Below are 14153 nucleotides of genomic sequence, written 5' to 3' on the forward strand. Positions count from 1 at the left end.
AGCACATTGTTCCGCACAATTAGTTAACGATTAATAAATAATTAAGTTGCACAGAATGTGATCCCGGTCTAATATTTAATTATTGAACGTTAATAAATAACGTCTGACCTAAATCACCTGCTGATAAACAGATTAAAACAGGAAGAAATCATGAAAAACATCACTATGACATTAGCTGCAATCGCCCTTGCTACCGCTTCATTCTCAACTCTGGCAGCGACTGAAGTTCAGTCTGCACCAGAAGGCCAACAGGCAATCGGTGTGGTAAGTGCTTCTTCAAGCAATGATTTGTCCAGCCTGCAAAACAAGCTGAACGCTAAAGCGAACGAAGCCGGTGCAAGTTCATACCGCATCATCGGTGCTTCAGGTGAAAACCACCTGTACGGTACTGCCGAGCTGTATAAATAAGCACGAAGTACGATTTGACAAAGGGTTAAGCAGCATTTAGTTAACGATTAATAAGCTAGATGTTGTATCGGACAGAAGACAGCTTTGCACATTAAATGAACGTTGATGACAACGCCTGGCAAAGCTCAGATAAACGAAATCGAGGAAACTATCATGAAAAATATCACTATGACTCTCGCCGCCATCGCACTGGCCACTGCTTCATTCTCGACTCTGGCAGCGACTGAAGTTCAGTCTGCACCAGCCGGTCAGCAAGCAATCGGTGTGGTAAGCGCCTCTTCAGGTAACGATTTATCCAGCCTGCAGAACAAACTGAATGCAAAAGCCAGTGAAGCCGGTGCAAGTTCATACCGCATCATCGGTGCATCCGGTGACAACCATCTGTACGGTACAGCTGAACTGTACAAATAAGAGTCCTCAGCAGTAAGCAGAAGAGGCGGCGTTTGCCGCCTTTTTCGTGTCTGCGATTTATGAATTTTTGAATTAACCATGCAACCCCTCCTCTTTGTGCTACATTTTTCTTCTCTTTCCGAAAAAGTATGCATTCCCAATGTAACGAACGCTCATCACTGACAGCTTGTTCCTTCTCTGCGTTGCCTCCGGGCAATACGGAGATTCCTGTTATTTCGATGAGAATATCGTCCATGAATTCGTTATTGATTGCGCTGATACGCGCACTGCGTCGCCATCGCTGGCTGCGGCTTTTAGGTTGTGCTTTCATTTTATCTTCTCTGGGAAATGGCCTGACCCAAGTGGTAGTTTTTGGTCAATTGCTGCGCTGGCACGCTTCACCGTCAACGCTCACTCTGGCTTATCTTCTTGCAATGCTTCCGGGCTTTTTGGGCAGTATCTGGGGCGAACGCCTTTGCAGAAGAATTCCACCAGTCAGGGTGCTGATTCTTTCTGAAATGCTCGGATTGCTGGCGCTGATTTTCCCGCTCTACGGCTTACTCTCACATGACATTCCGGCGTTACTGGCAGTGCAGTCAGCCGAAGCACTGTTTACGGGAATGAGCTATCCGGCGCTGACACTTTTATTTAAGCGCGGGCTGGGCAACGAAGAACTGCCTGCTGCAACGGCAATGGAAACACTGATTTTCGCTTCTCAGGTTTTGCTCGGCACGGGGGCTGGCATTTTGCTGTTCGATATTTTGTCGCCAATCTCCCTTCTGGCTCTGGACGGAATAAGCTTTGCAGCTTCAGCGAGCTTACTGCTGGGAACTTCAGCTGTATTTAACCGGCTGTATCACAATGCCCCCCTGCCGATGACACCTGAATCACCGGCGAAATGGCGAAATTTTTCACGATTACAAAAACGCAGTGTATTACTGCTGCCTGCTCTTGCTGCAGTAGGCTCCCCTGCGATGGCATTACTGCCTGCACTCGCCCAGCAAATCAGGCCGGATGAAACCACCGGGCTGGCGTTACCGCTTTTATTTGCCCGAAGTCTCGGGCAACTTTGCGGCCCTTTGCTTCTCAGCGCCGAAAAATTGCAAAGTTATGCATCAGGCAACCGCCGCTTGCTCTTCTGCCTGATGCTCTTTCTCGCGGGCTATTTTCTTTTACCCCACTTTTCCGCATGGACAGCGGGGGCGCTGTTGTTAATTTTCGTTGCGCACCTGTCTTCGAACATCGTCTTTGCTTTGGGGACTTACGGCATACTGCGACATTTTCCCGGTGAAGACGTTGCGGGCGCCAGTGCAATGGCGTGGCGGGGGCAAATTATTGTCACAACTATCGTGACCAGTATCGCTGGTTTGCTCGCCCAAAATATGGGGGCAGTGCATGCGCTTTATACCGTTTCACTTTTCACTCTGGCTGGCGTCGCCATTTTATTCTGGCGTTATCAGGTGTAATTAAATGCAAAAAGCAGGGATTTCTCCCTGCTTTTCCCCCCACAATCCCGTCAAAACACTTTTCTTTCGGCACGTCTCGCAAGCATTTCAACGAACTGACTTTTTAAATATGGCTTCCCGTATAAAAGCGTTGGTATGAGGAACGTTTAGGTATAAAATTTTATACGCAAGGAAAGTGGCTGTGGCTAAAAATATCGACTGGCGCGGAAGTGCATTACGCGATTTGCGGGAATTCCCTGCCGAGGCCAGAAAAAGAGCAGGCTTTGAACTTGAGAAAATTCAGCAAGATCTTTTTCCAACAGATTGGAAATCGATTAACAGCTGGGGATCGGGTGTGATTGAAATAAAACTCGATGCATTGGCGGGTGCCTTCAGGGTGGCCTACGTCGCTAAATTTGAAGAAGCCATCTACGTTCTGCATTGTTTTCAAAAAAAGACGCAACAAACCAGCCCGAAAGATATTTCCATTATAAAAGCCCGATATGCGGAAATCATCACAGAGCGTCAACGGAGAGAAAATGAAAGATTACATTGATGTTGCCTCACGGCATATCACCCCGGCCGGAGGGAATGTTTTTGCCGACCTTGGGTTTAGTGATGATGAAGCACAGGCTTTGCATGCTGAATCACAGCAAAAAATTGCACAGACGATTGCGCTTAAAGAACAGCTAATGGCGGAAATCGCAAGCTGGATCGCCCTTCAGAATCTGCGTCAGAGCGATGCTGCAAAAGTTTTACAAGTCTCACGCCCGCGGGTTTCAGACGTCGTAAACAAGAAAACGGATAAATTTACGCTGGACACGCTGGTGATGATGCTCAGCCTGACCGGCAAGCAGGTGAAACTGGTTGTCGAATAAGTTTTTCAATGCAAAAAGCAGGGATTTCTCCCTGCTTTTCTTTTACAGCACATCTTACAAATCAGTTCGCTGAGCTTTTGAGCTGGTTATCCTGCTCGTGTTGCTCCAGCGCCAGTTCGATCAGACGCGTGATCAGATCACTGTAATTTAAACCGCTGGCTGCCCACAGTTTCGGGTACATGCTGATGTTGGTAAATCCAGGCAGCGTGTTGATTTCATTGATAACGACGTCACCCTGTCCTGTCAGGAACACATCTACGCGCGCCATGCCCCGGCATTCCAGCACCTGAAATGCCTGCAATGCGATGGCACGGATGCGGTCATGGGTTTCCTGAGGCAAATCGGCGGGAACGGCAATCGATGCGCCGGCTTCATTAATATACTTGGTGTCGTAGGAATAAAACTCGTCGTGCAGGATGACTTCGCCGCATAGGCTGGCCTGCGGATAATCGTTGCCGAGTACCGCGCATTCGATTTCGCGGCCCTTAATTGCGGACTCCACCAACACTTTGTGGTCGAAACTGAACGCTTTTTCCAGTGCAGTCAGGAAACCCGCTTCGTCATTCACTTTGCTGACGCCGACGGACGATCCCTGATTAGCCGGTTTGATAAATAACGGTAAACCGAGCTGCTTGGAAACTTCAGCGAACGTATATTTCTGACGGTTTGCACGGGTCAGGGTGACAAAAGGCGCAACGGACAAACCCGCGTCGCGCAACAGTCGCTTGGTCACATCTTTATCCATGCTGACGGCCGAACCCAATACGCCGGAACCTGCGAACGCAATGTTTGCCATGCGCAGCAGCCCCTGTAATGAACCATCTTCGCCCAGCGTTCCGTGAACAATCGGGAAGATCACGTCCACCTGCGACAATGCGCTGGCGCTGTGCGTTTCAATCAGCTGATTTTCAGTCTGCCCCGGAATGAGCGCGACCTGATTATTCGAGCGGTTCAGGGCAATCAGTGACGGATTTTCAGCATTAATCAGGTAGTTACTGGCATCGTTAATATGCCACTCGCCTTTCTTATCGATGCCCAGCAACGTCACGTCAAAACGTTCTTTATCAATGGCATCCACAATATTTTTTGCCGATTGTAATGACACTTCGTGCTCAGCCGATTTGCCGCCAAAAATGATGCCTACCCGTAATTTACTCACCTGCTGCTCCTTGTCGCCAGCCTCACGCTGGCGGCGATTTTTCTGTGTACGACTAATCAACGACAAACAATTTTGCCCCGACCGGGGTTGAGGAACGGTGCGCTTCCGCATTATCCGCCACCTGATAACTCATGCCCGGCGAGAGGGTAAAGGTACGGCCATCTTCAAGGCGCGTGTGCAATTCCCCTTCCAGGCAAAACAGCACATGCCCTTTACTGCACCAGTGATCGGCCTCGTATCCTGCGGAATATTCGACGACCCGCACGCGGATATCGCCAAATTTCTGTGTGCGCCACAGCGCCATCCCAACATCGCCCGGGTGTTGGGTGGGCGTCACGTCGTTCCAGTCGGTCGTGCAAAAAGGGATCGCATCAAGCTTCATGAGTTTCTCAATGTCGGAAAAGGAAGGAAAGCCAGCATAAAAGTGAGCGGTAAATTTATCAATCGCTTGCTGAAAACAATTCGAAAGCCCTTTCACCGCAAAGTTGAGTAAAGGCGATTGTTCTTAGAGACAGGCGGCAGCCCGCGGATGGCAAGGTCTGTGCGCACGCCGCTAAAAAGCCCGAACCGCATGTGTTGCATGAGATGTCTGTGAGACAGGGTTCACGTTTTATCGACTATGCTTATTAGCAGTGTGACGAAACAAGCGTTAAGAAGCAGACCCGGGGCAGTAAATCGAACGCACCTCAATTCCAACGCGCTGATGACCTTATCCGGCGCGCCACAAAACAAGGAGCAACAGATGCCATATCAGACGATAAATCCTTTCAATAACAAGCTCATCAAAGAATATCAGACGCACAATGACAAGCAGGTTGAAGAAGCGTTGTCTACCGCGCATGCCCTGTATAAATCCGACTGGGCACAGGGAGATATCAAACAGCGGATCAAAGTGCTGCATAAATTGTCCGAGCTGATGGCTTCGCGGGTCGATGAACTGGCAGAAGTGGTCAGCGTGGAGATGGGAAAACTCATCGGTCAGAGCCGTGGCGAAGTACAGATTTGCGCGGATATTGCGAAATTCTACGCGGAAAACGCAGAGGAATTTCTCAAACCTGTGCCGTATAAATCTGACCTCGGCGAAGCCTGGGTCGAGCATCACCCGATTGGCGTAATCATGGCCGTCGAGCCGTGGAACTTCCCGTTCTATCAGCTAATGCGCGTGCTTGCGCCGAATCTCGCGTCCGGTAACAGCGTGCTGGTAAAACACGCCAGCATCGTGCCGCATTGCGCAGAAACTTTTGAGAAACTGGTTTCTGAAGCCGGTGCGCCAAAAGGTGCCTATACCAATCTGTTTATTTCGCAGGATCAGGTCGCATCGATCATTGATGACGATCGCGTTCAGGGCGTCGCACTGACCGGTTCGGAAAAAGCCGGGGCAATTGTGGCGGCGCGTGCAGCCGGCAAACTGAAAAAATCCACGCTCGAACTGGGCGGAAATGACGTTTTCGCAGTGCTGGATGATGCCGATATTGATCACGCCGCCAAAGCCGGTGCTCAGGCGCGTGTTTCCAACGCCGGGCAGGTTTGTACCGCCGCCAAGCGCTTTATTATTCATGAAAAAGTGGCCGATGAATTCCTGAAAAAATTCACCGAACACTTCAAGGCACTGAAAATCGGCGACCCGCTGGATAAATCCACCACGCTGGGGCCGTTGTCTTCAGCCGACGCGGTGAAAACGCTGAGCAAACAGGTGGATGACGCCGTGAAGCACGGTGCAAAACTGCATTTCGGTGGCAAGAAAGTGGCGGGAAATCCGGGCAACTTCTTCGAGCCAACGATCCTCACGCACATCACGCGTGATAATCCGGCTTACTTCGAGGAGTTTTTCGGCCCGGTTGCGCAGGTTTATATCGTCAAAAACGACGAGGAACTGGTGAAACTGGCCAACGACTCACATTACGGTCTGGGCGGTTCGGTATTCACGACCGATCTCAACCGTGCCCGTAAGCTGGCAAGCCAGATTGAAACCGGGATGGTGTACGTCAATTCACCGACAGATACCGCCGCCGAGTTGCCTTTCGGAGGGGTAAAACGCTCCGGTTTTGGCCGCGAGCTTTCAGACCTGGGGATCAAAGAGTTTGTGAACCAAAAACTGGTGGTGCTTGCCGCGAAGTCTTAATACCCGTCTGCACTTTCCCGTAACACTTCCCTCTCCGCCCGGAGAGGGAAATTCCCTCCCTCCGCCGGTCTTTTGTGATCCCTTGATTAATGACAAAGCGGCATACCCGCCAGCCTCTCTATAATCAGGCCCGTTTGTCTTCCCACTGGTAAATCACATGGCGTATGAACTCAATCTGGACTGGCCGGAATTTTTAGAAAAATACTGGCAGAAACAACCTGTTGTATTAAAAAAAGCATTTACAAACTTTGTCGATCCGATCACTCCCGATGAATTAGCCGGCCTTGCGATGGAACCTGAAGTGGACAGCCGTCTGGTGAGCCATAAAAATGGTGAATGGCAGGCGAGCAACGGGCCTTTTGAGCATTTCGACGGGCTGGGTGATACCGGCTGGTCGCTGCTGGCGCAGGCGGTGAACCACTGGCATCTGCCCGCGGCTGAACTGGTTCGCCCGTTCCGCGTGCTGCCGGACTGGCGTCTGGATGACCTGATGATCTCCTATTCTGTGCCCGGCGGCGGCGTTGGCCCGCATATCGATCAGTACGATGTGTTTATCATTCAGGGAATGGGCAGCCGTCGCTGGCGCGTGGGCGATGCCTTGCCGATGCGCCAGTTCTGCCCGCATCCGGCGTTGCTGCATGTCGATCCGTTTACGCCGATCATCGATGAAGATCTCGAGCCGGGCGACATTCTGTACATTCCGCCGGGCTTCCCGCACGACGGTTTTACCCATGAAACCGCGCTCAACTATTCCGTCGGTTTCCGTGGCCCGAATACCCGCGACTTTATCAGCAGCTTTGCCGATTACGCGCTGGAAAATGATTTAGGTGGCGACCACTATAGTGATCCGGATTTAACGCTGCGCGATCATGTGGGCAAAGTAGAAGAATACGAGCTGGATCGCGTGCGCAATATGATGCATGACCTGATCAATCAGCCGGAAGCGTTCAGACAGTGGTTCGGACGTTTTGCAACCACACCGCGCCATGAGCTGGACATCGCACCCGCCGAACCGCCCTATGAAACCCACGAAATCGTGGATGCACTGATGCAGGGCGACAGCCTGACCCGTCTGAGCGGTCTGCGCGTGCTGAACGTCGGCGACCGTTTCTTCGTCAACAGTGAAGCGCTGGAAACCGATCAACATCAGGCGGCGGATGCGCTTTGCCGTTTCATGCTGATCGGTAAAAAAGAGCTGGGCGATGCCGTGCAGGATCCGGCGTTCATGGCCGTGTTCACCGATCTGGTGAATCAGGGTTACTGGTATTTTGACGAGTAATATTTCGGTTGCCCGTTTATGACAAAAGGCGGCATCCGGTGGATGCCGCCTTTTTAGTTTAAGACCGGTTCGAATCAGGGTTTATACAATTCGACCGGCGGCTTCATTTTCCGCTCTTCCGGCACAAACAGATCAATCTCTTCACCCAGAATATATTTGGCGCGCAGCATCGCTGAAATCTTGTCCATCGTCATGACGATAGCGACCAGAATCAGTGTGATAAACATCACCACATCCCAGTTCCACAACCGCATATTTTCCGCATAAACCAGACCGATACCTCCCGCGCCCACAAAACCGAGAACGGCAGCAGAACGGGTGTTGGACTCAATCTGATACAGCGACAGCGCCAGAAACGTCGGGAACGACTGCGTGAAAATACCAAAACGGTGCGTCTGTAGAGGTGATGCACCCAGCGCCCGCAGGCCGCGGCTTGGCGAGCGTTCGACTGCTTCGTGGCCTTCGGCGTAAAGCTTGCCGAGTAAGCCTAAATCCTGCATCACAATGGCCAGCACGCCGGCCAGCGGCCCCATGCCCACCGCGCGGACAAAAATCAGCCCCCAGATCGCCATATCCAGACCGCGAAGCACGTCCAGAATACGGCGGATCACCAGTGAAACCGGCCGGAGAACCGGCGTGGACATCACATTTCGCGCCGCAAGAAAAGACAGCGGCAGTGCGAGGAAAGAGGCGGTGACCGTCCCGGCAAACACAATTGCCAGCGTGATCGCAATCTGCGAGAAGTAATACATAAACGGCCATTCGGAAACGTTGTGCCACACGAACATGCGCAGGAAATAACGTCCGACTTCGCGGGTGCCGCGCACCACTTCGCTCCACGGAATGCCGAAATAGCTGAAGAAATAGACGTAATACAACACAATCACGACAGCCAGAATCGCCAGATAACGCAGGTAACGGCGTTGTGCGGAAAACAGGTGCGCGTGCTGCTGTTTCAGACCGGCAATAACATGAGGTTCAAGCGCGTCAGTTAACATCAGAAAGTGCCCTCCACCACGCGTTTGCGCAATTTACCCGACAGATAATCCATCCCGGAAACCACCAGAATAATCAGCAGCAACGTCATGCTGACCTGGTCATAGCGGTCGAGCTTGATGGACGTCATCAGTTCCTGACCAATCCCGCCCGCGCCCACCAGGCCGAGGATGGTTGACTGGCGGAAGTTAATTTCCAGGCGCATAAAGCTGTAGGATAAAAAGATAGGTTTAACCTGAGGCCACATGGCGAAGCGCATGCGCTGCAAGCGCCCCGCTCCGCAGGCTCTCAGGCCGCGCACCGGTTTGTCCGACGCGGTTTCAATAGATTCGTAGAACAATTTTGTCAGGCTGCCGACAGTGTGTAAGGTCAGCGCGATAAAGCCCGGGATCGCCCCGACGCCAAACGCCATTACGCACATCACGGCCCAGGCCAGTTCAGGCATGGTTCGCAGGAAGGCCACAAACGTGCGGATACCGAACTTCACCCATTTTGGGGAATCCGTATTGCTGGCGGCGAGAAACGCCAGAATAACGGCCAGCGCGGTAGACAAAATCGTTGAAGACAATGCCAGCTGAATAGTTTCCCAAATCAGCGGTAACTGAATATTGAGACGGTATCCCCAGTAAGCCAGAGAACCTTCGGTGTGTCCGTCTGCGAATAATAATGACCAGTGCAGAACCGGAACCGTCTGACCGATATAATCAAAAAAGCTGGGAGCTGAAACAATAATAGTTTTCAGATTAAGTTCGGAAACATTGCCAGACCATAAATATAACAGCAGCATCAGCCCTGACCAGATCAGCGCCTCGCGCTTTTGCTTACCGCGTATATTCTGGTAATAACGATTGAAGTCTTTATTCAAAATAATATTTCCGGTTTCAGGTAATCATTATTCCTCCCCCTGCGAAGGGGGAGGTCAGGAGGGGGTATTACAAACGACAATAATGATAAAATCATTCGCTTACTGAATTGCCATTAATACCCCACCCCAACCCTCCCCTTCGCAGGGGAGGGAGCTAAGAATTAACGACCACCCTTAGTCAATTCACGCTTCATATCAATAATCTGCTGATATTCCGCCAGCGACGTTTCACCGATATGCTGTTTACCGCCAACGGCTTTCACGAAGCAGGCATGATCGTCTTTATCCAGTTTCTTAATGGCTGAAACCAGTTTCGCTTTAAATGCCGGTGGCAAATCGCTGCGAACCAAAATCGGGCCGTTAGGAATTAACGGGGATTCCCAGATAATGCGGATTTTCTTCATCAGATCCGGATGGTCCATGCGGATCATGCGGTTGAACGCGCCGGAGGTGTAGCCGGTTTCGCGATCGCCAATCATGGAAGCCCAGGTTACCGCGCCTTCAAACTGCCCGTTCAGCACGCCGAGGATATCCTGCTCGTGGCCGCCGGAGAAAGTCACACTGGAGAAGAAGTTGTTGTATTTGTTATCCGTCGTACCGCCAAACTCTTTCTTGAAAGTCTGGTTCGGGATCAGGTAACCGGACGTGGAATCCGGGTCAGCAAAGCCAAATGATTTGCCTTTCAGGTCAGACAATTTCTGGTACGGGCTGTCCGCTTTGACGACAACAACGGAGTGATAACCGCGGGATTTATCGGTGTCATCAATCACGATACCGACCAGATCCACCGCTTTCGGGTTATTAATATACACAGACGCGAACGAAGAAGGCGACATGCTTAATACCATGTCGACTTTCTTACCTAATAATCCCTGAATAACACCTGAGTAATCGGATGAATTACGCAGTTTGGTATCCACATTTAATTCTTTATCGAAGAAATCTTTTACACACTGATTATCGCCGATTTGCTGTGTGGCGTTCTGACCACCCAAAATACCTAAATTCAATTCTTTAGGCGCATCTTCTGCCATGCTGTGCATTGCGGTAAGGGAACCTGCAACAAAGACCGCCAGACGTAATAACTTCTTCATTTAATGATGACCTTGTGTAGATTGAGAGAAAGTGAAAATAAGTACGGCTAAAATTTATTTCCGAAATAAAATACGGACTTTATTTATTAAAACATTCATTACAACGCGTGAGCATCAGGAATTAACGTCGTGTTCTTCACCATATAACTGCTGCAAGATCCCGTCCGTTAACTGATCCGGATGACCATCAAAGATAATCTGCCCTTTCGCAATGCCAATCACGCGGGTGCAGTAATCTTTCACCAGTTCTACGGAATGCAGGTTAACCATCACCGCGATGTTCTCTTCGCTGACCTTTTTCAGTGCATTCATGATGCGCAGGGTATTTTTAGGATCCAGCGAGGCAACCGGTTCATCGGCCAGCAAAATTTTTGGGTTTTGCATCAGGGCACGACAAATAGCGACACGCTGCATCTGACCACCTGAGAGGTTTTCAGCACGTTGCAGCGCATGCGGCAACATGTGCAACCATTCCAGCAGGGAAATCGCGCGGGCGCGGTCTTCGTCATCGAACTGATTAAAGAAGGATTTAAACGTGGAGGTGTGGCTCAGACGCCCCAGTAACACGTTGGTTAACACGTCCAGACGCGGAACCAGGCAGAAGTCCTGAAAAATCATGCCGCAGCCCGAGCGCCAGCGACGCAGCGCCTTGCCGGTCAGCCCTGCCAGTTGCTGCTGCTCACCGTTTTCGTAATGACACACCACACTGCCGTCGGTTAACGGGATTGTGCCGTTAAGTACGTGCAGCAGAGTCGATTTCCCCGCACCGGAACGGCCAATGACCGCAACAAATTCACCGGCGTGAAGATCGAAATTGATGTCATTAAGAACACGCTGACCTGATTTATAGGATTTCACCAGGCCTTTCACGTCCAGCACTTTGTTCAGATGTTGCTGCCCGGCCTGAGGATATTCAGCCTGTGCCAGCTTAAGTTGAGCTTGCGCCATGATGCTGTCTCTCGGTTGCTATCGTTATCTGGCGTTCATTAAGCGCGAGTTTTGTGACACATCAATGACGATTTAGTGGACAGCATATGACAAAAATGTAGCAACTTAAGAGAAATCCCTCGGTAATTATCCTGAATGATGTGTAGCCTGTTATGTGGCATTTAAGTCTATGATTGCAGAGCCTACGTCAAAAAAAGGAAGATGAAATGGATAATCAGTCACTCATCACCACGCTGAAAGAAATCGCCGGAAGCCGCCATGTCCTGACCGGCGACAGCAACACCGAGCGCTACCGCAAGGGGTTTCGCTCCGGCGGCGGCAAGGCGCTGGCGGTGGTATTCCCGCAAACATTGCTTCAACAATGGCAACTGCTTAAAGCCTGCATCGCGGCCGACAAAATTGTCATCATGCAGGCCGCCAATACGGGGCTGACCGAAGGTTCGACGCCGAGCGGTGACGATTATGACCGCGACATTGTCATTTTCAGCACCCTGAAACTCGATCAGATCCAGCTGCTCGACGGCGGCCATCAGGTGATCGGTTTCCCCGGCAGCACGTTGTATAAGCTCGAAAAAATTCTCAAGCCGTATAACCGCGAGCCGCACTCGGTCATCGGTTCATCCTGCATTGGTGCCTCCGTCGTCGGCGGGATTTGCAACAACTCCGGCGGTTCACTGGTGAAACGGGGTCCGGCTTATACGGAAATGGCGTTGTATGCGCAGATTGATGCGCAGGGAGAACTCCGGCTGATAAACCATCTGGGGATCAATCTGGGTGAGACGCCGGAAGAGATTCTGACACGGCTGGAAAAAGGCGATTATCTCGAAGCTGATATTCTGCACGATCAGCGACTGGCTTCGGACCATGATTACGCGGCGCGTGTCCGCGAAGTAGATGCCGATACGCCATCACGCTATAACGCCGATGAGCGCCGTTTGTTTGAAGCCTCGGGCTGCGCCGGGAAGCTGGCGGTTTTCGCCGTCCGTCTCGATACTTTCCCGGCCGAAACCCAGCAGCAGGTTTTCTACATCGGCACTAACGACACGGCGGTGCTCACCGAATTACGTCGTCAGATCCTGCGGGATTTCGCAAACCTGCCGGTGGCAGGCGAATACATGCACCGGGATATTTTCGATATCACCGAAGTGTACGGTAAAGATACGTTCCTGATGATCGACAAGCTCGGCACAGACAAAATGCCGGATATGTTTACCGCCAAAGGGAAGTTTGACGCACATGCCAGCAAGGTGCCTTTCCTGCCGAAACATTTCAGCGACCGCGTAATGCAGTGCCTGAGTAAAGCGTTGCCGAACCATTTACCGCCCCGCATGAAACAATATCGCGACCGGTTTGAGCATCACTTATTGCTGAAGATGTCCGGCCCCGGAATTGATGAAGCCAGAACGTTCCTGACCCGTTTCTTCAGCGAAAATCAGGGCGATTTCTTTATCTGTTCTGCCGACGAAGGCAAAAAAGCGTTTCTGCACCGCTTCGCTGCAGCGGGTGCCGCTGTTCGTTATCACGCCGTGCATGAGAAAGAAGTGGAAGACATTCTGGCGCTGGATATCGCACTGCGCCGCAACGATCGCGACTGGTTTGAAACGTTGCCGGAGGATATCGATAATCAGCTGGTGGCAAAACTCTATTACGGCCACTTTATGTGCCACGTTTTCCATCAGGATTACATTGTCAAAAAAGGCGTGAACAGCAAAGCGCTGAAACACCGCATGCTTGAATTGCTGGATGCCAAAGGTGCCGAATATCCTGCGGAACACAACGTGGGACATCTCTATCTTGCGAAACCGCATCTGAAGGAATTTTATCGGAAGGCCGACCCGACCAACAGTTTTAACCCGGGGATCGGCAAAACGAGTAAGCTGAAAAACTGGCAGGAATAACGCTGTGAAGCGCTTCTGACCAACCCTCCCCTTTTCAGGGGAGGGATACTACGTCACTCCGACCTCATCTCATTGGTTAGAACAATTTCGTTCCATAACCCCACATCAGCACGGTCAGTGCGAGTAACAACTCAAGAACCAGAACCCCCATCGCCAGCGTCGAGCTGGAGAACAGGAACCCCTCGCGGTGGTCAATGTTGAGGAAGTTTGGAATACCGAGGTACAGCAGATATCCGCTGTAGCAAAGGCCAATCAGCCCGACAAACAGGCATAACCAGACCATCGGATAAAGCGCAACGATCCCGCTAAGGAACATCGGCGTGGCAACGTAACCGGCAAACACGATACAACTGTTGAGTGTCGGGCGGCTGTCATAACGACGCGCCATCCAGTAGATAATTCGCCCCATCAGAGCAACAGCGGCGAGCATCAGAACATAGAAGATTACAGCGATGTAGGACGCGGTGAACATGGAAACCATCAGCTTCTGGCCGTCACCGAAATTCCAGCCCAGCTGCGTTGTCCCGATAAAGGAACAGACAACCGGAATCAGCGCCATCAGAAAAACATGGTGGGAATAAACATGTGAAACGGTTTCCCGTTCACGCTGGATTTGCTGCAATTCGGGACCTGGATGAGATAACAGTCCCCAGACATGATTACCCATGAAA

Annotated in this window: 15 protein-coding genes; 8 read left to right on the forward strand and 7 right to left on the reverse strand. The window is 51.2% G+C overall.

The genetic code is table 11. The annotated features are described in order from the left end of the window. Positions 1–150: 150 nt before the first annotated feature. The 5 genes from bhsA (IV433_RS10155) to IV433_RS10175 all read left to right on the forward strand — a co-directional run bounded on the left by bhsA (IV433_RS10155) (position 151) and on the right by IV433_RS10175 (position 3121). Positions 151–408, forward strand: a complete 258-nt coding sequence (bhsA, locus tag IV433_RS10155) for a multiple stress resistance protein BhsA (protein WP_013576350.1) — start codon at positions 151–153, stop codon at positions 406–408. A 153-nt stretch (positions 409–561) separates the two neighbouring features. Beyond that, positions 562–819 carry a multiple stress resistance protein BhsA gene (bhsA, locus tag IV433_RS10160; protein WP_195814107.1) on the forward strand — a complete coding sequence of 86 codons (258 nt, stop codon included), beginning with the start codon at positions 562–564 and terminating at the stop codon, positions 817–819. 233 nt (positions 820–1052) lie between these two features. Next, a complete protein-coding gene (locus IV433_RS10165; RefSeq protein WP_195814108.1) occupies positions 1053–2264 on the forward strand; it encodes an MFS transporter in 1212 nt (403 codons plus the stop codon). A gap of 181 nt (positions 2265–2445) precedes the next feature. Then, entirely contained in the window at positions 2446–2799 is a 354-nt protein-coding gene (locus tag IV433_RS10170) for a type II toxin-antitoxin system RelE/ParE family toxin (protein WP_195814109.1), read from the forward strand. Continuing rightward, entirely contained in the window at positions 2783–3121 is a 339-nt protein-coding gene (locus tag IV433_RS10175; protein ID WP_195814110.1) for a helix-turn-helix domain-containing protein, read from the forward strand. Before IV433_RS10170 ends, IV433_RS10175 begins: the two co-directional genes overlap by 17 nt. Before the next feature lie 61 nt (positions 3122–3182). Here the strand turns inward: IV433_RS10175 and ddlA are convergent, their stop codons facing one another. Together ddlA and IV433_RS10185 are read right to left on the reverse strand one after the other, a co-directional pair. Then, the gene (ddlA, locus tag IV433_RS10180; protein WP_195814111.1) at positions 3183–4280 is read right to left on the reverse strand and encodes a D-alanine--D-alanine ligase; all 1098 of its coding nucleotides are present in this window, start codon (positions 4278–4280) and stop codon (positions 3183–3185) included. 52 nt (positions 4281–4332) lie between these two features. Beyond that, a complete protein-coding gene (locus IV433_RS10185) occupies positions 4333–4662 on the reverse strand; it encodes a DHCW motif cupin fold protein (protein ID WP_101077302.1) in 330 nt (109 codons plus the stop codon). A 360-nt stretch (positions 4663–5022) separates the two neighbouring features. Here IV433_RS10185 and IV433_RS10190 point away from each other — a divergent pair, with 360 nt between their 5' ends. Both IV433_RS10190 and IV433_RS10195 read left to right on the forward strand, forming a co-directional pair. Beyond that, entirely contained in the window at positions 5023–6402 is a 1380-nt protein-coding gene (locus IV433_RS10190) for an NAD-dependent succinate-semialdehyde dehydrogenase (protein ID WP_195814112.1), read from the forward strand. Positions 6403–6559: 157 nt separating this feature from the next. Further along, entirely contained in the window at positions 6560–7681 is a 1122-nt protein-coding gene (locus IV433_RS10195; protein WP_195814113.1) for a ribosomal protein uL16 3-hydroxylase, read from the forward strand. Between the two features lie 74 nt (positions 7682–7755). Here the strand turns inward: IV433_RS10195 and phnE (IV433_RS10200) are convergent, their stop codons facing one another. From phnE (IV433_RS10200) to phnC, 4 genes are all read right to left on the reverse strand, one after another. After that, positions 7756–8679, reverse strand: coding sequence for a phosphonate ABC transporter, permease protein PhnE (gene phnE, locus IV433_RS10200; protein WP_152325507.1), 924 nt, complete (start codon positions 8677–8679; stop codon positions 7756–7758). Continuing rightward, entirely contained in the window at positions 8679–9542 is an 864-nt protein-coding gene (gene phnE / locus IV433_RS10205; protein WP_195814114.1) for a phosphonate ABC transporter, permease protein PhnE, read from the reverse strand. Before phnE (IV433_RS10205) ends, phnE (IV433_RS10200) begins: the two co-directional genes overlap by 1 nt. A gap of 161 nt (positions 9543–9703) precedes the next feature. Next, positions 9704–10636 (reverse strand): phosphonate ABC transporter substrate-binding protein, encoded by a 933-nt coding sequence (gene phnD, locus IV433_RS10210; protein WP_015698041.1) that lies wholly within the window; start codon positions 10634–10636, stop codon positions 9704–9706. Between the two features lie 114 nt (positions 10637–10750). Further along, complete coding sequence (phnC, locus tag IV433_RS10215; RefSeq protein WP_195814115.1) at positions 10751–11584, reverse strand: phosphonate ABC transporter ATP-binding protein; 834 nt, start codon at positions 11582–11584, stop codon at positions 10751–10753. A gap of 206 nt (positions 11585–11790) precedes the next feature. Here phnC and dld point away from each other — a divergent pair, with 206 nt between their 5' ends. After that, positions 11791–13482 (forward strand): D-lactate dehydrogenase, encoded by a 1692-nt coding sequence (gene dld, locus IV433_RS10220; protein WP_195814116.1) that lies wholly within the window; start codon positions 11791–11793, stop codon positions 13480–13482. Positions 13483–13558: 76 nt separating this feature from the next. Here dld and IV433_RS10225 read toward each other — a convergent pair whose 3' ends face one another. Further along, a complete protein-coding gene (locus IV433_RS10225; protein ID WP_152325503.1) occupies positions 13559–14149 on the reverse strand; it encodes a Yip1 family protein in 591 nt (196 codons plus the stop codon). Between the last annotated feature and the right edge of the window lie 4 nt (positions 14150–14153).

The sequence above is a fragment of the Rahnella laticis genome (assembly GCF_015644585.1).
Taxonomy (GTDB): Bacteria; Pseudomonadota; Gammaproteobacteria; order Enterobacterales; family Enterobacteriaceae; genus Rahnella; species Rahnella laticis.